Genomic DNA, 21,369 nt, shown 5'->3' on the forward strand with positions numbered 1-21,369 from the left:
GCGCTATGTGTCAGCAAAACCTCGACTAGGGATTGTTTACTTAGAAAAAGGTGATTTTCTTTTGTGCGGTATCAACGGTTGCTTTATCCCCAATGGGAATTGTAAAAATCGGCTGTGTATGCCCAAAATTCATATCATAAATAACAGGGATTTCCCGTAACAGAGGATACTTCGACAAAATAGCCAAAAGGCGTTCCTCGGTCATTTCAGTTTCTTTAGGGAAACGGCCGATCAATAACGCTTTTGGATGATGCACTACTTGCAATAACGCGGCTAAGCCTCGGGCAAAATCGTGGTAGTCATCTTCTTCGGCATTTTCCACAAATAGAATAGCTTGTTCAAGATCAGGTAAAAAACGAGTCCCGAAAAGTAGTTGGAAAGTTCCTAAATTTCCCCCATAACAAGTACCTGTGACAGGTTTTGCGTGACTATAGATTTTCCATTCATTCGCAAATAAATGACGAGTTGGTTCAGGTAAGTACCATTCATCTTGGCTCCACGACTTGGAGGCTGAAACGTCAAAAGCGGCATGGGTTGCCGTAGCTTGTAAAAAAGCTTCTGTTTGATAGGGTTGCAGTTCATCCATTTGAAAACTAGAGAAGTGTGGGCCAACATAAGTAAGTAGTTTTGTTTTAGTGGTAATAGCATTGCATAAAGCAGTGATATCACTGTAACCGCAAAAAATTTTAGGATGTCTTTTAATTAATTCAAAGTCAAGATAGGGCAATAATTCATTACTATTAAATCCGCCAATGGCCGTTAAGATTCCTTTGACATTTTCATCTGAAAAGGCTTCGTGTAAATCTTTTACCCGACTCATAATCGAAGAAGAACCCAAGATATCTTGCTCATCCGTATGTTTAGAAAAAGTGATGTTGAATCCTAAATCAGTTAATTTTTGAACAGCTACCTGAACGCCTAAATCTGTTAAGCGCAAGAAACTGCTAGATGGCGCAATGACTCGGATTTCATCACCTACTTGTAATCGAGGTGCTTTCATTTTTATCGCTTCCTTTAAAAAACTTATTTCTAATTATAGTCAGAAAACCTTGATTTTTGCAAGGTATAGATGAGAAAGAGTAAGCCCTCTTAATGTCAAAGGTGAAACGGTGGACAAAATAAGGTATAATGGGAGAGAATAAGATTAAATAATCTAAAGATGAAAGAAAAAAGAGGTGCCTCTTATATGAAAAAAATATTAGTTGTGGATGATGAAAAGCCGATTTCAGAAATTGTGAAATACAATCTTACTAAAGAAGGATATGAAGTTTTTACAGCGTATGATGGGGAAGAAGCGGTTGAGAAGGTCAAGGAGGTTGAACCAGATTTAATTATCCTTGATCTGATGCTACCGAAAATGGACGGACTAGAAGTTGCTAGAGAAGTTCGCAAAACTTACGATATGCCGATCATTATGGTGACAGCTAAAGATTCTGAAATCGATAAAGTTTTAGGATTAGAGCTGGGTGCCGATGACTATGTAACAAAACCATTTTCAAATCGTGAACTTGTAGCACGCGTTAAAGCAAATCTACGCCGTGGTGCATCAAGTGCGAAAGAAGCAGAATCAACCACTCAATCAGAATTGACAATTGGAGACTTAACCATTCACCCAGATGCTTATATGGTATCAAAACGTGGCGGTAAGATCGAATTGACTCATCGTGAATTTGAATTGCTATTTTATTTAGCAAAACATATTGGACAAGTGATGACGCGTGAACATCTATTACAGACTGTTTGGGGCTATGATTATTTTGGAGACGTTCGTACGGTAGATGTGACTGTCCGTCGTTTAAGAGAGAAAATCGAAGATAGTCCAAGCCATCCGACGTACTTAGTGACTCGTCGCGGTGTTGGGTATTATCTTCGAAATCCTGAACAGGAGTAGTACTTTATGAAAAAAAAGGTTCACTTTTTTCAATCAGTAAACTTTAAGATCGCCTTGTCATTTATTTTGTTATTATTGATTGCGATTCAAATCATTGGTGGCTACTTTATTCGAGAACTAGAGTCGACCACAATCAAAGACTATAAAAAAAATGTTGATTCCCAAGTCCTCCAACTAGCAAGTACGTTAAGTCCTAAACTAGGCGAAAAAGACCGAGATCGTACCGAAATCGATGCGGATCTCAAGAAAACTTTAAGTGACTTCTCAGCGTCTGAAACGATAGAGGCCCGTATAGTTGATGATAAAGGAATCGTAAGAGCGACAAGTGATTTGAATCAGCAGGGAATCGTTGGGAAGAAAAATGATTATCGTGATTTGAATGATTTTAGTGCGAAAAAATATTCAGCGATGGATAAAGATAAGCGCGTATATATTAATGTTCAGCCTATCCAATCCCCGACTGGCGATACAGTCATCGGGGTTCTTTATGTTAAGAGTAATATCGAAGGCAAATACAAAGAAATTACCGATACTGCACGAATATTTTTTACAGCATCGATCATCGCTGGTGCAATCTCGATCATTGTCACGCTCTTGATTGCTAGATCAATCACACAGCCGATTGGTGAGATGCGTGAACAAGCGTTACGGATTGCTAAAGGAGATTATAGTGGAAAGGTCAAAGTCTATGGTAAAGATGAATTAGGACAACTGGCTGAAACCTTTAATCAACTATCAGAACGAATTGAAGAAGCGCAGGAAACTATGGAGGCCGAACGAAATCGGTTAGACAGTGTCCTTGCTCATATGACTGATGGTGTGATTGCGACCGATAGGCGAGGAAAAGTAATTACAATCAATGAAATGGCTTTGTCCTTGTTAAATGTCAAAGATGAAGATGTGATTGGGATTTCTTTATTGGAACTACTAGATATTGAGACAGACTATACGCTACGTAAGCTATTAGAAGAACCTGAAGAAATATTGATCGACCGTTCTTTATCTTCAATGGAAGAAGACCAAATGATCATTCGTGTTGATTTTGCAATGATTCGTCGAGAATCTGGTTTTATTACAGGTCTTGTTTGCGTACTTCATGACGTAACAGAACAAGAGAAAAATGAACGTGAACGCCGAGAATTTGTTTCGAACGTTTCTCATGAATTGCGGACACCCTTAACGAGTATGCGAAGCTATATAGAGGCGTTGAGTGAAGGTGCGTGGGAAAACCCTGAAATTGCTCCTAACTTTTTAAAAGTGACTTTAGAAGAGACCGATCGCATGATTCGTATGATCAATGATTTGCTGAATCTTTCAAGAATGGATTCTGGTAATGGACAGTTGCAGTTAGAATACGTTAATTTCAATGAATTGATCAATTTTGTTTTAGATCGATTTGATATGATGGTTGAAGCAAATGACAAAAATTATACGATTCACCGTGAATTTACGAAACGTGATTTGTGGGTAGAGTTAGACACCGACAAAGTAATCCAAGTCTTAGATAATATTTTAAACAATGCAATCAAATACTCTCCTGACGGTGGGAAAATTACTTGCCGTTTACTTGAAACTCATAACAATGTGGTCTTTAGTGTAACGGATCAAGGCTTAGGAATTCCTAAAAAGGATATCAATAAAGTCTTTGAACGTTTTTATCGTGTGGATAAAGCGCGTGCTAGAGAACAAGGTGGCACCGGACTTGGGCTTGCAATTTCAAGAGAAGTTGTCAAAGCACATAATGGCGCGATTTGGGTGGAAAGTCAGGAAGGTCAAGGGTCAACGTTTTATATATCCTTACCTTATGAGCCATATGAGGAGGATTGGTGGGAATGAAAATAGCAGAAAGAATTGTACGGATCGGCTTGATTTTTTTAGTATTGCTTAGCATGTACTTTTCAGTCAGCATTTGGACCAGCTCTTCCAAAAAAGATCAGTCGGTTAAAACGGATGCACAAACGACAACAGCTGTTGTGAATGAACGAATGGATACAGATGTATTTTTACCGTTACGTTTAGTGCGTATGCAGAATGGAACATCAGAAATGAATAATAGTGAAAATTTGATTACTAATGTTCAAAATGAAATTAAACATAGTACATTTGGTCTCTTGACCCAGACTGTGCAAGGAGACGGCGAGCAGTTTGACAAACATCTATTAATCAATCAAGGATTTGAATTGCTGTATGAAGGTCCATTTTTACTGAGTGAATATCTCTCTGTTTATGATTTAGATCTTAAAACGACAGAACTCAATGCAGATGAAATTTTCTTTACCTGTATCCAAGTTGATTTAGATCAAAGTAAGATTCGTTTCTTGGATTTTAGTCGCAAAGATGTTTATGAAGCTCAGATCACGATCGATCGTGAAAAAGTCTTGAGCTTAATGAATAAGGTTGGTGTGCAATACAACCCAATCTCAGAACAACAAGTTGTTGCGGGCAAGCATTATTATCTATCAGAAGATTTAAAAATGAAAAAGTACAGTTACATTTTAGCGTCTCAGCCTGTGACTAAGTTTCGAAACGCTTTTTTCTCCAATGTTGAGAATGTTCAAACCAATGAAGATAGTCAAGATTTGTCTTATACTAGCGGTAGTGAACGATTGACAGCGGATGAAAAACTAGGCACGATCCACTTTACTGGAGAATTAAGTGCTAGAGGTGCTAAAGACAATATTTATTCGGACAGTTTTAGTTATATAAAAAAATTAGGCACTAGTATGGGGAATATCCGTTATTTTGATCGGACAAATGCTGAGATGAATTATCGGACCTTTGTAGAAGGATTTCCTGTTTTTAGTGAAAATGATAAAGGTCAGGTTCGGATCACGATCGGTAATGATCAAGTTGAACAATCAAGTGTAGCGATCCAAACCAGTGTAGATACAATTCAAGTTCCTATTCCATCAGAAGAAGAAATTGTTTTGAAAAGTACTGAAAGTTTGTTAGAGCAACTAACACTCAATGGTGCTGATTTGTCGAAAATCAATTCAATGGTTATTGGGTATACTTGGCACAAAATTGAAGAAGTGACACAAGTGGTCGATCTCACTCCAGAGTGGTATATTCGCTATGATAGTAAATGGTATCCAGAACGTGAATTACTGGAAAAATTAGCGAATTTGGAGGTGGAATAATGGACTTCAAACGAATCGAGTGGATTTTCTTTTTGGTTTTTTTAGGCTTGAACATGTTTTTGTTTGGAATCTATCAAGAAGGACTTAAAGAAGAAAATAATGTCTCCTTTTCTGATCAAACGGATAGTATCGAAAAAAGACTCGACAAAGATGGAATCACATATAAAGGAACGCTTTCTAATGAGAAAAGAGAGGGTTATTATTTAAGTGGAGAACAAACGAATTTTTATGATGCCATCCAAACTGAACGTGAAACAAGAGATCGTAATTTTTTTAAGAATGGCACTGAGTTAGTGGATTATTCATTAACGGTATATCCGCAGATGAATTATGCTCAAACTAGCTACTTTATCGATGAGAAAAACGTTGAAAAATCTTTAGAAGCATTCTTAAAGGATAAAGATAGTGTATTATTTGGTAGTCAATATCAATATTTACCTGATTTTTCTTCATTAGATGGTGAATTTCCGGAAGTCGTTGTGTCTCAAAATTATAAGAATATTCCTTTTAAAGATGATACAGCGCAAATTTCATTAAAGCTAGAAAAATCAGATGAATCTGCTAGTATACACAAGATTTACAAGTATACTCAAACTCATATTCAAGGAATTGAAGAGTTGCGGGATAAGAGTGATCTATTTTCTGAACGTGATGCAGTCGAAACCTTATATATCAATAACAAGATTCCTAGTAATGCGAAAATTACTTTTATAGAATTAGCATATACTAGAATTTACAAAATTCGTGAGAAGAATGTTTATGTACCAGTCTGGTTTGTGGGAATCAAATCTAGCGGCAGTAATCTGCAGATTGAACAAGTTAATGCGATGAGCAATACAATCATTACAAATAATATTGTGCCAAAGGTAGAAAATTAGCAGGGATGGTTGTATAATAAGGAGCTGTAGACTAGAAGGGAAGCGGATAGAAAAAATGAGTCAAGATAAGGCATTTAACATTAGCATTCTTGCCAGCGGCAGCACAGGCAATTCCCTTTTTATTGAAACTGAGAACAAAAAGTTGCTTATTGATGCAGGATTAAGTGGGAAAAAAATCACTTCATTGCTGGCAGAGGTCGATCGAAAACCAGAAGATTTAGATGCTATCTTAGTAACACATGAGCATCGGGATCATATTCATGGTGTGGGGGTCTTAGCTAGAAAATATAAATTAGATGTTTATGCAAATGAAAAAACTTGGGCCGCGATGGATCCTTTGATCGGAAATGTTGCTGTTGAGCAAAAGCATATTTTTGATATGGGAAAGGTTTTAACGTTTGGTGATATGGATATTGAGAGTTTCGGTGTCTCTCATGATGCAGCAGCTCCTCAGTTTTATCGTTTCTTCAAAGATAACCGTTCGTTTGTTATGTTGACAGATACAGGCTATTGTAGTGATCATGTTCGTGGTACAATCAAGGATGCGGATGCATATTTAATTGAGAGCAATCATGAATTAGAGATTTTACGCATGGGCCCTTATCCATGGAGTTTGAAACAACGCATTTTAGGGGATAAAGGTCATTTGTCGAATGATGATGGTGCTCTAACAATGGTGGATGTAATTGGTGACCATACTAAACGTATCTATTTAGGACATTTAAGTAAGGAAAATAATACCAAAGAACATGCTAGGATGGCTATGGAATCGATTTTGGCTGAAAAAGGCTTAGGTGTCAATTTTGATTTTAATGTCTATGATACAGATCCAGAATCAGCATCAGAATTATTTTCAATTTAAATAAGAGTGAGGCAGAACTGTTGCTCAGTTTTTGTCTCATTTTTTTTAGGATTCGATGAATATCTTATAGTTGTTTTAATAAATTTTGGCAGCTCTTGAATTTTTGCAAGGGGTGCAGTATAGTTAACTATATTTTTGAATGTTAAAAAAACAGATACTGGTATAGAATTGCTGGTGTTATTTTTAGCAGTGGGAGGAATTTGATGTTTCAATTTTTACCTCATTCAGTATTGCAAATGGGCACTATTTTTTTATCGATCGTGATTGAAGCATTACCGTTTGTTATGCTTGGTTGTGTGATATCGGGTGCGTTACACGTTTTTCTAACACCTGAGCGGGTCAAAAAATTATTACCGAAAAATAAAGTGTTATCGATTATTGTTGGGAGTCTTTTAGGGTTCTTTTTCCCTTCTTGTGAGTGTGGGATTGTTCCAATCGTTCATCAGTTTGTCAAAAAAGATGTTCCGACCTATACAGCATTCGCTTTTATGATAACAGCACCGATCATTAACCCGATCGTTCTTTTCTCAACCTATATTGCATTTGGAAATTCGATAAAATTTGTTGTTTGGCGTGTTGTCGGCAGTATGTTGGTAGCGCTAGTTGTTGGTGTTTGGTTAGCGTATATCAATAAGGAAAACATTTTACAACAAACAACTTTTGAGGCGGATTGCACTCTTGAAGAAACTGAGCATACACATGAAAAAGAAACCTTTTGGCATAAGTGCTGGTCTGTTTTAACTCATGGAATTGATGAGTTTTTCGATACGGGTCGTTACTTGATTTTCGGTTCTTTGATGGCTGCTGCAATGCAAACCTATTTACCAACTGGTGCAATGTTGCAATTAGGTCATACCAAAATTTTAGCAATTTTAGTTATGTTGGTTTTAGCTGCGACGTTGTCGTTATGTTCTGAGGCAGATGCATTTATTGGGTCCTCGTTATTGAGCTTGTTTGGCAATGGACCAGTTGTTGGTTTTCTTGTTTTTGGGCCGATGGTAGATATCAAGAATCTTTTGATGATGAAGCGTTATTTTAAAACGTCATTTATGTTGAAATTTGTAGGAATTGTCACGGTTGTCGTCAGTCTCTATGCATTAGCGATTTAAGGAGGAAAGAGTAGATGATTCGATTTTTAATCTTGATTGGCTACACGACATTGATGATGTTTTTGCAAGTATCGGGTAGGTTGAATCAATATATAAATGTTCATTATCGTTACTTGGCGATTATTTCGATGGCTCTTTCTTTTATCTTAGCAATCGTTCAGTTGATCCTTTGGAATAAGGAGGAAGATAAAGAATCCACAGAGCACCATCACCATGATGAGCATGATCACGGGTTGGATAAACCGTATCAAAGAGGAATAGCTTATCTTTTGTTAGCTTTGCCGTTAATGGTTGGTTTTTTGTTTCCGACAGTTAGCCTGGATACGTCTATCGTGGAAGCAAAGGGTTTTAATTTTCCATTAAGTAAAGAATCAGTAGGGGACCCAGATGTAGAAACGCAGTATTTAAAGCCAGATACGAGCATTTATTTTGATAAAACAGATTATGATAAACAGATGAAACAAGCATTATCTCATTATATCAAAGACGATCATGTGAAAGTAACGGAGGAAAATTATTTAGAAGTGATGGAGCTGATTTATAATTATCCGAGTGAATTTATTGGAAAAACAATTACTTACAAAGGCTTTGCTTTTAATGCAGCACAAAAAGAGCAGTCTGATTTATTTGTTTTTCGTTTTGGGATCATTCATTGTGTGGCGGATTCCGGTGTATTTGGATTATTAACAAAAATGCCCGATGGTCAGACTTTCGAAAATAACGAGTGGTTGGAGCTAACAGGAACCATTCATTCTGGCTATTATGCACCGTTTAAGCGAGAAATCCCAATGGTGGATGTGACAAAGGTGACATCAATAGAAGAACCCAAAAATCAATATGTTTATCGTTCGTTTTAAAAAACGAAGTAATCAATTAATTTTAGTGGGAGAGAGAAAACGAATGCATCGTTTTCTCTCTCCCACCTTTCTTATTTTTCCCAGACCAACTGATATTCTAGCTCACCAGTGCTGTCAAATTGTTCATGCACCTTTTGGAAGCCTTGCCTTTGATAGAAATGAAGGGCTTGCTTGTTTTTTGCATAAACGCAAAGACTTAATGAAGTAGTCGAACATTTTGCTTCAGTTAAAAGTTTTGAACCGATTCCTTGACCGCGGTAGTCATTTTTTACAAAAATTCCAGCAATATATGTGCCAGTCATCCCTAAAAATGCACTAATTTGATCGCTCTCACTATAAGTATAAAGATCAGCTTGAGGTAGTTGTTCTTTTACAGAACTAAGATTCTTTTGCCAATAAGACTTTGGAATAAAGGGATGGGCTTCACAGTTGGCTGTCAGCCAAATGCCTAAAATAGTCTCTAACTCTGAGACCGTTAGATGATCGATTTTTTTGATCATGATTGTTTATCCTTTCTTTTTGAACGTATGAAAGAATCGCTAGTGCACTCATTTATTCACCCCTTACATTGATAGTATAAAAAAGCCTTGTTATTTCTCTTCATTTTTTCTGATTAAACTCAAAATCTCTCGTTTTTCTCTAAAGTTACGTATATTGTGATTTAACACCTCAGATAAAACCAAACCTAAAGCAATCGCACCTGCGATCATGATCGCTTGAACAGCAGAATTGATCGCCGTTTCATAATTGCCGATGACCAAGTTTCTGACAGCTTGATAAGCAAGCCCTCCAGGGACTAAAGGAACCATCCCAGGAATATTAAAAATCGTAACAGGTAATTTGAGCGCTCTTGAACAGATAAAACTTACTGCCGCTACACTCAAAGCACCCAATAAGGAGCCTAAAGCTGCATTAGCACCAAATTGAACGGCAAACCAATAAATCATCCAACCTGATGCACCCGATAAGCCGCAAGCGATAAGAGAGCGTCTAGGAACATTGGTGATGATCGCATATGCAGCAGAGGCTAGGAAACTAAAGATAAATTGAACGAATAGATCAAACATTTTAAACCCTCCAAATTCTTCTTACTATATGGAACAAACGCTACAGCGACAGTTTAATAAAATAATTGAAAAACAAAAGCAATTGCAAAACCAATCATAGAAGCGGTCATCATCGCTTCTGTTCCTCTTGAAACACCTGAAAGATAATGACCTGCAAGCAAATCTCTCAGGGCATTAGTCATCTGAACACCGGGAACAAGGGGCATCACACAACCAATAATGATCATATCTTGATTGATACCTAATCCGCTTTGACTACTTAAAAGCGCTGCACAGCCAATAAAAAGGGCTGCTAAAAACTCAGAGAGAAATTTAATACGCAAGATTTTTAAACTGGAATAATAAAGCATATAGCCCACGCCTCCAATCAAACAGGTCAAAAATAAATCTGCCCAAACACCGCCGAATAAAATCATGATCGTACCACTGACGACCGCCGCACTGACAAATCTCAACCATAAAGGAAAGAATTTTCGTTCTTGTTCTACTATTTTTAATTGCTCTAATAATTCATCAAGGGTAAAAATACCAGTTACATATTCTCTAGAAAGCTGGTTGATCCTAGAGACTTTTTCTAAGTTGATCGAACGATTCAAAATTTGCACCATGCGAATTGTGGAAGTCCCGTCAAGCCCTACAAAAAGCCCTGTCTGGGTGACGTAACTGACTAAGCGATAATCGCCGGACGCCAAAGCAATACGGCTCATTGTATCTTCCACACGATACATTTCGGCATCACTTTCTAGCATGAGCTTGCCTGCTAATAAACATGTTTCTAAGACTTTTTCTATATCTAACGTTGCCATTTATTTTCCTCACTTTACCGTTCTATCCTACTTATCTAAGATTAGTATAGTTGATTATAGCCTGAAAAAATAGCACGGAACAGTAAAAATATAAATATCCCTCAACATTATGCACAAAGATCAAAACGATTGGTGTTCTATGATATATTCTCAATTGTAAGAATGTTTCGATAATTTGATATCGCTTTAGAACTTCTTAGCGTATAATAATAAAAAAGTATGAAACTATAAGAGGATTGGGATGATAAAAAATGATCTTACTGGGGTCTTTGATCAACGGGTTAGCCATTGTATTAGGAAGTTTACTAGGAGCAGTTTTGCGAAATATTTCAGAACAAATGAAAGAAACAGTCACGAAGGGAATTGGCTTAGGTGTCTTGGTCTTAGGGGTTCAAATGGCATTTAAAACTTCCTCTTTTATTGTGATCTTGATTAGTTTATGTGTTGGGGCAATGGTCGGCGAAGGGGTGGGAATTGAAGATAAAATGAACGTTTTTGGCTTGGAATTAGAAAAGCGATATGCTAAACCAGGTAGTAATTTTGCTGAGGGGTTTATAACTGCCGCCTTGATCTTTCTGATTGGCTCAATGGGGATCATTGGCGCAATCGAAAGCGGTGTGGCGAATAATCATCAAACGCTATTTACAAAAGCCGTCATGGATGGGTTTATGTCGATCATGTTAACCGCAACTTTAGGCGTCGGTGTCCTGTTTTCAGCGGTGCCTGTTTTTCTGTATCAAGGAATCATCGCCGTAGCTGCTAGTATTTTGATGCGTTATATTCCTAAAGAACTCTTGGACGTGTTAATGGAGGAATTAAGTGCAATCGGTGGGTTGATGATATTAGGGATTGGGCTGAATATTATGGGAATCACCAAAATCAGAGTGTCTAACTATCTGCCAGGCATTCCTATTTTGATCCTCATCGTAACAGTATTATTTTACTTTTAAGTAAAAATGAGGATAAATTGTGACACACTGTTGTCATTATTAATATGATAAAGTCAATTTAACAAATCAAAGGAGTGGTCTAAATGACGATTCAATTAATCGAAAAAAATATCAGAGGAAAGAAAATCCGTACGAATAATAATCGTATAGATGAGATTATCGCTTTATGGAATCAAGTGCCAACAATGCAACTTAAAGGAGAGTTTTTTGCTGTGTATTCAAACTATAAAAGTAATTTTAAAGGAGAATATGATTTGTTGATTGGTAATGAACAGGCGGATTATCCTGACCAGTCACAAATCAAAGGCGGAGAGTATGTCGCAATTAAAGTTGAAGTTGCTAGTCCCGAAGGTGTGGGAGCCGCTTGGCAGAAAATTTGGAAAGATGAAGCTTTAGAAAAAAGACGTACTTATTTGTCAGACATAGAACATTACCAAGAAGATGGTTCAATTATGATTTATCTTTCTGTTTGAAATCAGCTATACTGTAGATAAAAAATTTAACCGATTTAGAAAATGAGGTTGGGACAGGAGTGTTTAAACCCGAAGGGATTGCTTCTGCTCCCACCGTTTATACGGATTCCTTGAGTCTGAGAGATAACTCGTAGAGTTATGTCCCAGACTCTTTTTTTATGTATATTATGTATAAATATTTATTTTTGTTGAATAAATTAATAAAAAACCGTTGACTTGTAAAAAGAAAAAACTTATACTAGGATCAATAACAAGTGTTTAATAAAAAATAAGCAGAAAAGAAGTGAAGTGGATGAAGGTTTCGATTATTGGTGTGACTGGATATAGTGGGTTAGAACTTTTAAGATATCTCCGGCAACATCCATTCGTTGAGATTGTATCGATTCATAGTCATTCAATGAATAAAAAATCATTAGAGGTAATCAATCCGCATTTGAAGCAGCTGATTTCTTTACCTCTAGAAGTGATTGATCCTAAAAAAATCATGCAAAAAAGTGAGCTAGTTTTATTAGCAACACCATCTGGAGTAGCCAAAGAGTTAGCCTTACCTTTCATTGAAGCAGATTTTCCGGTGATCGATTTATCAGGTGACTTTCGTTTAAAGAATCCAGGTAGCTATGAAAAATGGTATGGATCGACAGCTCCACCAATGGAAAGTGTCAAAAAATTTGATTATGGATTAGCAGAATATAGAGAAAATCCTAAGTCAAAATGGATCGCAAATCCAGGTTGTTATGCAACAGCAGCAGAGTTGTCATTAGCACCATTATTGAAAGATGGAAAAATTGAATTAGATTCAATTATTATCGATGCTAAATCGGGAATTTCTGGCGCTGGTAAAAGCCTCTCGCAAACAACCCATTTTTCAGAGGCACATGATAATATGACACTTTATAAAATGAATAGTCATCAACACATTCCAGAAATCATGGAGCAGTTGAACAAATGGCAGCCTAATCTTTCAGCGATTCAGTTTTCAACATCATTGATCCCAGTCACTAGAGGTATTTTTTTAACCGCTTATGCAAAATCGACGGAACCGATTTCTGACGAGAAATTAGTCCAACTTTATCAAAATCATTTTGAAAAAAATTCATTTATTCGCATTCAAGAGGCTGGACATTACCCTGCACTCAAGCAAGTAATAGGCTCTAATTATTGTGATATGGGGCTTGCTTACAATCCCAAAACGAATTGCATCACGATTGTATGTGTGATTGATAATTTAGGGAAAGGGGCAGCTGGACAAGCTGTTCAGAATTTGAATATTTTTGCAGGCTACGATGAGCGATGCGGATTGGATCAATTACCGATTTATCCATAAATAATGACGAAATAACAAATAGAAAGTTTTAAATACAAAGGGAGCGGCAAACATGAAGAAGGTTATTGTTATAAAAATGGGCGGAGTAGCCAGTGACAACCTAACAAAATCATTTTTTGATCAAATTGATCAGTGGCAAAAAGAAGGCAAAAAAGTTGTGATTATTCATGGCGGTGGACACTATATTTCCGAGATGATGCAGCGTTTAGATGTGCCGGTAATGATTCAAGATGGTTTGCGGGTAACAACAGAAGAAACGTTAAAGATCACGCAAATGGTTTTGATTGGTCAAGTTCAACCAATGATCACAACTCATTTTCAGCAAGAAGGTTTTTCGGTCGTTGGACTAAATGCATCATGTGGCCAAATCATCACGGGAACTTTTCTAGATAAAAATACTCTAGGTGCTGTTGGTGAAGTTCAGCAAGTGGATACTGAATTACTGGAGCATTTACTTGAAACCAAACACATTCCGATCATTGCGCCTCTAGGTTTAACTAAAACAGGTGAGTGGTTGAATATTAATGCGGATCATGTCGCTTGTAAAGTAGCGGAGGAATTAAAAGCTGAAAAACTATACCTATTGACAGATGTTCCAGGAGTAAAGAAGGAAGATCAGTGGTTAAAAGAAATTTATACCAGTGAAGTCTCAAAACTAAAAATGGCAAACATCATCAAAGGTGGGATGTTGCCAAAATTAGAAAGTGCCGTTTCCGCAATCAAAGGTGGGGTAAAAGAAGTTCATATCACAAACCGACTTCAATATGCAGGAACGATCATCAAATCAAAGGGGGTTTATGCATGAGCTACTTATTTCCTAACTACCAAAGAAAAGCCATAGAATTGCTCAAAGGAGCAGGTAATACACTGACTGATAAGGAGGGGAAAAATTATCTTGATTTCACGAGTGGGATCGGGGTGATGAATTTAGGTTACAATGATCCTGAATTGAATCAAGCGTTATCTGATCAAGCGAATCTTATATGGCACACGCCAAATCTATATGAAAATCATTTACAAGAAATCACGGCGAAGAAATTGGCGAATGGAAAAGAGTATATCAGCTATTTTTGTAACAGTGGAGCTGAAGCCAATGAAGCGGCAATAAAATTAGCTCGTAAAGCTACAGGTAAAAGTAAAATCATAACGTTCACTAATTCTTTTCATGGTCGAACCTATGGAGCAATGAGTGCAACTGGCCAAGCAAGTATTCATACAGGCTTTACGCCTTTAGTTCCGGATTTTATTTATGTCCCTTTTAATCAATTAACTCCTTTAGAAAGTGCAATAGATCATCAAACAGCTGCAGTCATGCTAGAGCTGATTCAAGGAGAAGGAGGCGTGTTGCCAGCAGATTTAATATGGATTCAATCTGTTCAGGCTCTTTGCCAGGAATATGGCGCTTTACTGATCATTGATGAAATTCAAACAGGAATCGGACGTACTGGTACTTTTTATGCATATGAACAGTATCAAATCGAACCGGATATTTTCACATTAGCAAAAGGGTTAGGGAATGGGATACCAGTTGGAGCGATGGTTGGTAAGACTGAATTAGCTAGTTTTTTTGGACCAGGTAGTCATGGGTCGACTTTCGGCGGGAATAAGTTAGCAATGAGTGTGGCGAGCAAAGTAATCGATCGAATCAACCAGCCTGATTTTTTAGAAGAGGTTCAAGCAAAGGGAGAAGCGTTACTGATTGGTTTAAATGAAATCGCAAAAAATAATCTGCTGATTGAAGCTGTCCGCGGTAAAGGATTGATGTTGGGGCTAGTGTTTTCAGATCAAGAAGTATTGAAACAAGCTATGGAACAATTAGAAGCAGAAGGCCTACTCACCTTGAAAGCAGGTCAAACCGTTTTACGTCTCTTACCCCCATTAACAATCACCTATGAGGAGATCAATCAAGCATTGCTGATAGTAGAAAAAGTAATAGACAACCTAACAGCACAGAAAAAAGATAAAAATTGAAAGTGAGAAAAGTAGATGATTAATTCCTTGTATGGTAAAAGCATTTTAAATCTGACAGAGTTAACAAAAGAAGAATTTCTAGCAATCATTGAATTAGCTGTAGCGATAAAAACGAATCCAGAGGCTTATCGTGGTGTTTTAGCTGGAAAGATTTTAGCGATGATTTTTGAAAAAAATAGTACACGTACACGGGTCTCTTTTGAAGCAGGAATTATTCAATTAGGTGGACAGGCGATTGTTTTAGACTCTAAAAGCACACAAATGGGGCGCGGGGAACCAATCAAAGATACAGCAAACGTGCTGTCTAGTTACGTAGATGCAATCATGATCCGAACCTATTCAGATCAGATGGTCGAAGAATTAGCAAAAGAAGCCTCTATCCCAATTATCAATGGCTTGACAGATGATCATCATCCCTGCCAAATTTTGGCGGACTTTCAAACCATTTATGAACAAAAGGGGAAACTTGAGGGCCTTAAATTAGCCTATATTGGTGATGGCAATAACATGGCTCATTCCTTTTTGCTAGGCGGAAGTTTAGTGGGTATGGACATAAGTATTGCAACACCTAAAGGATATGAACCCCGATCTGAATTCGTTGAACAGGCTCAAAAAAATGCAGAAACAAGCGGCAGTAAGATCGAAATTTTAAATGATCCGACTCAAGCTGTAAAGAATGCAGATGTTCTAGTGACTGATGTCTGGGCAAGTATGGGAGATGAAGCCGAGCAGAAAGAACGGGCAAAAATTTTTAAATCATTCCAAGTCAACAATCGATTGGCTGTCCAAGCAAAGAAAGATTATCTATTCTTGCATTGCCTTCCAGCTCACCGAGGGGAAGAGGTAACGGCAGATATTATCGATGGAACCCATTCAGCAATTTATCAAGAAGCAGCTAATCGTCTCCATGCACAAAAAGCCTTACTAGTCAAAGTGATGGCTAATCTATAGAAGTTGAAATGACACTGAACGATTTTCGTTAAAGTGTCATTTTATTTTTTTTACAGGTATACATAGTCCATTGACTTGTGGTCTGCTGATTGATCAAGGAAAAATCAAATGTAGATAAATATCTTTGGAAATCTGCAGAGTTTTTTAATTTAGGTAAAAAGTAATTGATTTTAGCAGTCTCACAGGCAAAGATGACAACACCATTTGGTTTAAGTACTCGATAAATTTCTCGTAAAGCTTGGTCTAAATCACTCCAGTGGAAATGCGTTTGAAAAGCCGTCACTAAATCAAAAGTTTCAGCGGTAAAAGTAAGATGATGAACATCCATTGATTCAAAGTTAATTTTATTGTCTGGGTATTTTTTGTAAGCTTGCGAAATAGCAGCTTCAGAAAGATCAATGCCTGTAATGGATAGGGAATTTTTTCGTTGTAAAAGATAGGCGCTTGAAGCCCCATTGCCGACGCCTATATCCAAAATAGCGGAATAATCATTTAAATTAACGTTGTTTATTGCCCACTCAACTAAAGGCAGATAAACACCATTCCAAAGACGCATCATTAAAATTCCAATCAAACCAGTAGGTTTTTTTGATTGACTTAATAAAAACCAAAACAGAAAAATCAATACTAACATAACGATGACTAGTCCCAAAATAAACATCAAAAAACTCCTTTGTTTTATCTTTTACTCTTTCAAATAGTATACAATAAAAAAACAGCTTTCAGAAAAAAGAATGATCAATATCCATTATAATTACGCCTAAAATCGAATTATCCTCTTACTATTACGTCAATTCTGTCAAAATTAAAGGAAATCTTTAATATATGGCAGGAAATATTAAGTTTTGTTTGTAGTTTTGCCTTGTTTTTAGTAGAATGGAACTGTATGAATAGAATAAAAGTGAGGTGTAGATAAATGGGTTTTACAGATGAAACTGTACGTTTTGATTTTGATGACAGCCGTAAGAAGGAAGTAAGTGAAACTCTGGCTACTGTATACAAGGCTTTAGAGGAAAAAGGATATAATCCGATCAATCAGATTGTGGGCTATTTGCTTTCTGGAGACCCGGCCTACATTCCTCGTTATCAAGACGCTCGAAATTTGATTCGTCGTCACGAACGAGATGAAATCATGGAAGAGCTAGTTAAATATTACTTATCTGATCATGGGATCACTATTCGATGAGAGTAATGGGACTTGATGTAGGGTCAAAAACGGTAGGAATTGCTGTTAGTGATCCCTTTGGCTGGACAGCACAAGGTGTGGAAATCATTCGGATCAATGAAGTTCAGGAAGAATTTGGTTTTGAACGGTTAGCAGAATTAGTGAAAGAATATGAGGTAACGCGCTTTGTGGTGGGTTTACCCAAGAATATGAATAATTCGATCGGCCCAAGAGCGGAAGCATCAATAGCTTACGGCAAAAAAATCGAAGACATGTTTCACATTCCTGTTACGTATCAAGATGAACGTTTGACGACAGTTCAGGCAGAACGCATGTTAGTTGAACAAGCGAACACCTCAAGAGCGAAAAGAAAAAAAGTAATCGATAAAGTAGCAGCTGTCATGATTTTACAAAATTATCTAGATGGTGCTAGCAATAAAATTTAAACGACTTGTTGAAAAACAAGTGTCAGATAAAAGGAGAGCATAACAATGACAGAAGAGCATAACCACGATCATGAAGGGCATGAACACATTACACTAGTTGATGAACAAGGCAACGAAACACTATACGAAATTCTTTTAACCGTTGATGGGCAAGAAGAATTTGGTAAAAATTACGTACTGCTATATCCAGCTGGCGTTCCAGAGGAAGAAGATGTTGAATTACAAGCATATGCTTACATCGAAAACAACGAAGGAACAGAAGGCGAATTACAACAAATCGAAACAGACGCTGAATGGGATATGATTGAAGAAGTTTTCAATACATTCATGGCGGAAGAAGAAGAATAAAGCTAAAAAGTGAGCTGAACCCTTGAGACATAGGGGTTCAGCTTTTTTATTTTACCAACGAATCTAAAGAAAAACAATTCAAAAGTAATTCTACATATATTCATAGTTTCCTTTAATCATTTCCTCATATTCATATTTTATTCGGTATATGTTAAACTGAATAAGAAAATATAAAAAAACAGAAGATAGAAATAAATTCTTAAAATCTGATTCAAAGGACTGTGAATCAATAGATTCAATAGATTCAATTAAGCAAGGATAGTTACACATGATTTTATTGTAAATATTTATAAATAATATAAAACCTAAAAGTAGATGGTGAAGAAATAAATACGTTCAATTCATGACTATGAAATAGAGAGCTACCGTGTTGATTTCAAAAAGAATACAATAATATTGGATATATCTTATAATCAAGACAAAAAACAGCTCATATTTTATGATGTTTTTTGCTATAGATTTTACGAAGAAATGCCGTATAGTATCTTCTTTGATTTGGAGAAAAGACCAATAGAAAATTTCTTTAGCGAGAATAAGGAGTTGCTAATCCAAGGGCAAAGATATGCATGGCCAATAATGTACGATTCATTACAAGAGTTAGAAGTACAGATAAAAAATTCTTCCTTACATTATCATGTACTCACGTCCTCTTATGGATTAAATGGCTGGATTCTAGCTGAACGAGTCGATATTATTACGGCTAAGTGAAGGATGATAAAATCAAAAAAGGCTCTATCCTAATGAGGGTTATGAGCCGACCCCCAAAAGTTAGACCCAAAAATCTAACTTTTGGAGGTCTTTTTGTATGGCAAAATATCGTTTAGAATTCAAATTAAAAATTGTTCAAGAGCATCTTGAAGAAAAAAGAGGAATAAATTGCTTAGCAAAAAAATATGGATTTAATTCTAACACTCAAATAAGAAAGTGGATCCATGCGTATAATGAATTAGGCGAAGAAGGACTACTTCGTAGTCGGAAATGTAGGAATTACTCTGTTCAATTTAAGTTAGATGCGATAGAGTTGTATTTAACTACAGAGTTGTCCTACCAAGAAGTAGCCAATCTTCTCAAAATGAACAATCCATCATTGATTGCGAATTGGCTTAAAACCTATCGTAAGATTGGTATAGATGGACTCTCTAAACAGAAAGGACGTCCACCTACAATGTTTAAGAAGAAACGAAATGAAATCCAACCATTACCAAGTGAACAATCTCAATTAGATAAACTAGAAAAAGAAAATAGAATGTTAAAAATTGAGAATGCCTATTTAAAAGAATTGAGGAGGCTGCGTATAGAGGACGAACAAAAAATGAACGAATCGCGCGAATCATTCACAGCCTCCGAGGATACTTTCGATTAAAAGATATTCTGGAAACCCTAAGGTTTCCAAAATCCACTTACATGTACTGGCAAAAACGCCTCGACAGAACAACTTCAACACAAATGATTGAAGAAGAAATTCAAGCAATTCGTAAAGAACATCAACATTATGGCTATAGAAGAATGACACAAGAATTAAAACGACGTGGATACCAAGTAAATAAAAAGAAAGTACAGCGATTAATTCAAAAGCTACAGTTACAAGTCAACGCATTTACCAAGAAATCTAGGAAATATAATTCATATAAGGGAACCGTTGGGAAAGTAGCTAAAAACTTGATTCATCGAAGATTCAACACTTCGGTCTCTCATCAAAAAATCACGACGGATACAACTGAATTTAAATACTATGAAACAGATGACGCGGGCATTCTTCGACTGAAAAAACTATATTTAGATCCGTTTATGGATATGTATAACAGTGAAATTCTAAGCTACAGCCTTTCTACTCAACCAAACGGTAAAACAGTTATGGCAGGGTTAGCAGAAGCAATTTCTCAAACAAATGATTGTCCTTATCGCCGCACCTTCCACTCTGATCAAGGCTGGGCTTATCAAATGAATACCTATGTACAGACATTAAAGGACAACCGTATCTTTCAAAGTATGTCTCGGAAAGGAACCTGTTTAGATAATTCTCCTATGGAGAATTTCTTCAGTATTCTAAAGCAAGAATTGTATTATGGCAAAGTCTATCGGAGTCAAAATGAGTTAAGACGAGCAATTGAAAACTATATTTATTATTATAATAATCATCGAATCAAAGAAAAACTTAACTGGAAAAGTCCAGTAGAGTTTCGACAGTTCGATCAAAAAACTGCATAAAAAATAGAGTAGAAAAATCCACTCTATAAAAAGTCTAACTTTTTGGGGTCACTACATTACCCAGATAAAAAAAGGAGTTTCACTATGAAAAAAATGATTATCTTATTCAGTACGTTCTTAATAATTACACTGACAGGTTGTTCTTTGGATAAAAAAACGAATCCATCTATCGATTCTTCCAATGATACACGGACTACTTCTGAAAAAGAACAAGTAAGTATTTCCCAAAAGGATTACACGTCACTTGTTGGACTGTGGGCGTGTTTAGATGAAGCAGCAATTGGTGATCAAGTATCTATCAAACAAAACGATGATGGATTAACGATTCAATATGCTGGTGAAGAGGAGACCGTGACAGAATTTATCGAAAAAAAATCAGAAAAAAATAGCAGCTATTTCAGATTTGAAAACAAAAATGATGAAACGGCCTATATGATTGATTTAAAAGCAGACGGAACGATAATCCTTAACCGAGGCACAACTAATGCTGAAATGACAGGGGAAAGTAAACCGATGGCATATAAGAAAGTAAAAGATACTACGGACGAAAAGCCAAAAAACAATAAAGGAGCAGCTAATTTTACTTTACAAGCTATCAAAGAAGAAGTAGAAAAAACTGGGGATTTTGAGATGTTCAAAAAGGATTTAGATTTTGATGATGATGATTTTAAAGTATTAGCAATTCAAGAAAGTGATGGGTATAGTTTTATTAGTGGTCCTGATAACGGAGAATCCGCAGCGGTTGTTAAAGATGAAAGCGGCAATACAATTCGGGAAGACAATCCCTCAACAGATCCTAGAGCAACAACACTTAAAGAGGCAAGGGAATTGATTGAGACATTGAAAAATAACCAAGTAAATCATAATTAAATGGTTGAGTTGTTTTTTCTCTAAAACAAAGAGCTGAAATTCGGTATCGAGTT

At 36.5% G+C, this 21,369-nt stretch carries 24 protein-coding genes; 19 read left to right on the plus strand and 5 right to left on the minus strand.

Annotated features, from left to right (window positions below; translation table 11 throughout):
• Positions 1-40 precede the first annotated feature (40 nt).
• On the minus strand, positions 41-1,000 hold the full coding sequence (locus IGJ50_RS13375) for a S66 family peptidase (RefSeq protein WP_429950852.1): 960 nt from the start codon (positions 998-1,000) through the stop codon (positions 41-43).
• A gap of 186 nt (positions 1,001-1,186) precedes the next feature.
• On the opposite strand from IGJ50_RS13375, the gene yycF reads away from it, so the two are divergent.
• From yycF to IGJ50_RS13410, 7 genes are all read left to right on the plus strand, one after another.
• Positions 1,187-1,891: a response regulator YycF gene (gene yycF, locus IGJ50_RS13380; protein ID WP_069638823.1), complete on the plus strand. Its 705-nt coding sequence runs from the start codon at positions 1,187-1,189 to the stop codon at positions 1,889-1,891.
• A 6-nt stretch (positions 1,892-1,897) separates the two neighbouring features.
• Positions 1,898-3,727, plus strand: a complete 1,830-nt coding sequence (gene walK / locus IGJ50_RS13385; RefSeq protein ID WP_069638597.1) for a cell wall metabolism sensor histidine kinase WalK — start codon at positions 1,898-1,900, stop codon at positions 3,725-3,727.
• Positions 3,724-5,031, plus strand: coding sequence for a YycH family regulatory protein (locus IGJ50_RS13390; protein WP_429950854.1), 1,308 nt, complete (start codon positions 3,724-3,726; stop codon positions 5,029-5,031). Before walK ends, IGJ50_RS13390 begins: the two co-directional genes overlap by 4 nt.
• The gene (locus IGJ50_RS13395; RefSeq protein WP_069638595.1) at positions 5,031-5,909 is read left to right on the plus strand and encodes a two-component system regulatory protein YycI; all 879 of its coding nucleotides are present in this window, start codon (positions 5,031-5,033) and stop codon (positions 5,907-5,909) included. Before IGJ50_RS13390 ends, IGJ50_RS13395 begins: the two co-directional genes overlap by 1 nt.
• 55 nt (positions 5,910-5,964) lie before the next feature.
• A complete protein-coding gene (locus tag IGJ50_RS13400; protein WP_069638594.1) occupies positions 5,965-6,771 on the plus strand; it encodes an MBL fold metallo-hydrolase in 807 nt (268 codons plus the stop codon).
• A 203-nt stretch (positions 6,772-6,974) separates the two neighbouring features.
• Positions 6,975-7,880 carry a permease gene (locus IGJ50_RS13405; RefSeq protein WP_069638592.1) on the plus strand — a complete coding sequence of 302 codons (906 nt, stop codon included), beginning with the start codon at positions 6,975-6,977 and terminating at the stop codon, positions 7,878-7,880.
• 14 nt (positions 7,881-7,894) lie between these two features.
• Positions 7,895-8,737 carry a TIGR03943 family putative permease subunit gene (locus tag IGJ50_RS13410; RefSeq protein WP_429950857.1) on the plus strand — a complete coding sequence of 281 codons (843 nt, stop codon included), beginning with the start codon at positions 7,895-7,897 and terminating at the stop codon, positions 8,735-8,737.
• 71 nt (positions 8,738-8,808) lie between these two features.
• Here the strand turns inward: IGJ50_RS13410 and IGJ50_RS13415 are convergent, their stop codons facing one another.
• The 3 genes from IGJ50_RS13415 to IGJ50_RS13425 form a co-directional block, all read right to left on the minus strand.
• Positions 8,809-9,237 (minus strand): GNAT family N-acetyltransferase, encoded by a 429-nt coding sequence (locus tag IGJ50_RS13415; protein ID WP_429950859.1) that lies wholly within the window; start codon positions 9,235-9,237, stop codon positions 8,809-8,811.
• A 90-nt stretch (positions 9,238-9,327) separates the two neighbouring features.
• Entirely contained in the window at positions 9,328-9,804 is a 477-nt protein-coding gene (locus IGJ50_RS13420; protein WP_069638589.1) for a threonine/serine exporter family protein, read from the minus strand.
• Between the two features lie 53 nt (positions 9,805-9,857).
• On the minus strand, positions 9,858-10,610 hold the full coding sequence (locus IGJ50_RS13425; protein WP_069638588.1) for a threonine/serine exporter family protein: 753 nt from the start codon (positions 10,608-10,610) through the stop codon (positions 9,858-9,860).
• 251 nt (positions 10,611-10,861) lie between these two features.
• Here IGJ50_RS13425 and IGJ50_RS13430 point away from each other — a divergent pair, with 251 nt between their 5' ends.
• From IGJ50_RS13430 to argF, 6 genes are all read left to right on the plus strand, one after another.
• Positions 10,862-11,560: a DUF554 domain-containing protein gene (locus IGJ50_RS13430; RefSeq protein WP_207121299.1), complete on the plus strand. Its 699-nt coding sequence runs from the start codon at positions 10,862-10,864 to the stop codon at positions 11,558-11,560.
• 83 nt (positions 11,561-11,643) lie between these two features.
• Positions 11,644-12,033, plus strand: coding sequence for a GyrI-like domain-containing protein (locus IGJ50_RS13435; RefSeq protein WP_429950863.1), 390 nt, complete (start codon positions 11,644-11,646; stop codon positions 12,031-12,033).
• Positions 12,034-12,325: 292 nt separating this feature from the next.
• Complete coding sequence (gene argC, locus IGJ50_RS13440) at positions 12,326-13,357, plus strand: N-acetyl-gamma-glutamyl-phosphate reductase (protein WP_207121297.1); 1,032 nt, start codon at positions 12,326-12,328, stop codon at positions 13,355-13,357.
• Positions 13,358-13,409: 52 nt separating this feature from the next.
• Entirely contained in the window at positions 13,410-14,162 is a 753-nt protein-coding gene (gene argB, locus IGJ50_RS13445) for an acetylglutamate kinase (RefSeq protein WP_069638584.1), read from the plus strand.
• Complete coding sequence (locus IGJ50_RS13450) at positions 14,159-15,328, plus strand: acetylornithine transaminase (protein WP_429950864.1); 1,170 nt, start codon at positions 14,159-14,161, stop codon at positions 15,326-15,328. The genes argB and IGJ50_RS13450 overlap by 4 nt, the downstream gene beginning before the upstream one ends.
• Before the next feature lie 15 nt (positions 15,329-15,343).
• Entirely contained in the window at positions 15,344-16,279 is a 936-nt protein-coding gene (gene argF, locus IGJ50_RS13455; RefSeq protein ID WP_429950866.1) for an ornithine carbamoyltransferase, read from the plus strand.
• A gap of 28 nt (positions 16,280-16,307) precedes the next feature.
• On the opposite strand, the gene IGJ50_RS13460 is transcribed toward argF, so the two are convergent.
• Positions 16,308-16,940 carry a class I SAM-dependent methyltransferase gene (locus tag IGJ50_RS13460; protein ID WP_429950868.1) on the minus strand — a complete coding sequence of 211 codons (633 nt, stop codon included), beginning with the start codon at positions 16,938-16,940 and terminating at the stop codon, positions 16,308-16,310.
• Positions 16,941-17,195: 255 nt separating this feature from the next.
• On the opposite strand from IGJ50_RS13460, the gene IGJ50_RS13465 reads away from it, so the two are divergent.
• From IGJ50_RS13465 to IGJ50_RS13490, 6 genes are all read left to right on the plus strand, one after another.
• Positions 17,196-17,465 (plus strand): IreB family regulatory phosphoprotein, encoded by a 270-nt coding sequence (locus tag IGJ50_RS13465; RefSeq protein WP_010760982.1) that lies wholly within the window; start codon positions 17,196-17,198, stop codon positions 17,463-17,465.
• The gene (ruvX, locus tag IGJ50_RS13470) at positions 17,462-17,890 is read left to right on the plus strand and encodes a Holliday junction resolvase RuvX (RefSeq protein ID WP_429950871.1); all 429 of its coding nucleotides are present in this window, start codon (positions 17,462-17,464) and stop codon (positions 17,888-17,890) included. Before IGJ50_RS13465 ends, ruvX begins: the two co-directional genes overlap by 4 nt.
• Before the next feature lie 45 nt (positions 17,891-17,935).
• On the plus strand, positions 17,936-18,238 hold the full coding sequence (locus tag IGJ50_RS13475) for a DUF1292 domain-containing protein (RefSeq protein WP_069638579.1): 303 nt from the start codon (positions 17,936-17,938) through the stop codon (positions 18,236-18,238).
• 471 nt (positions 18,239-18,709) lie between these two features.
• Entirely contained in the window at positions 18,710-18,946 is a 237-nt protein-coding gene (locus IGJ50_RS13480) for a hypothetical protein (protein ID WP_429950873.1), read from the plus strand.
• 97 nt (positions 18,947-19,043) lie between these two features.
• Positions 19,044-20,446, plus strand: a protein-coding gene (locus tag IGJ50_RS13485; protein WP_429949650.1) for an IS3 family transposase whose coding sequence is annotated in 2 segments (ribosomal slippage) — positions 19,044-19,590 and positions 19,590-20,446 — 1,404 coding nt in all. Because the reading frame shifts where the segments join, the coding sequence is not laid out codon by codon here.
• 84 nt (positions 20,447-20,530) lie between these two features.
• Positions 20,531-21,316, plus strand: coding sequence for a hypothetical protein (locus IGJ50_RS13490; protein WP_429950875.1), 786 nt, complete (start codon positions 20,531-20,533; stop codon positions 21,314-21,316).
• The last annotated feature ends 53 nt before the right edge of the window (positions 21,317-21,369 follow it).

The sequence above is a fragment of the Enterococcus sp. AZ101 genome (assembly GCF_050499005.1).
In the GTDB taxonomy this organism is placed as follows: Bacteria; Bacillota; Bacilli; order Lactobacillales; family Enterococcaceae; genus Enterococcus_L; species Enterococcus_L ureilyticus.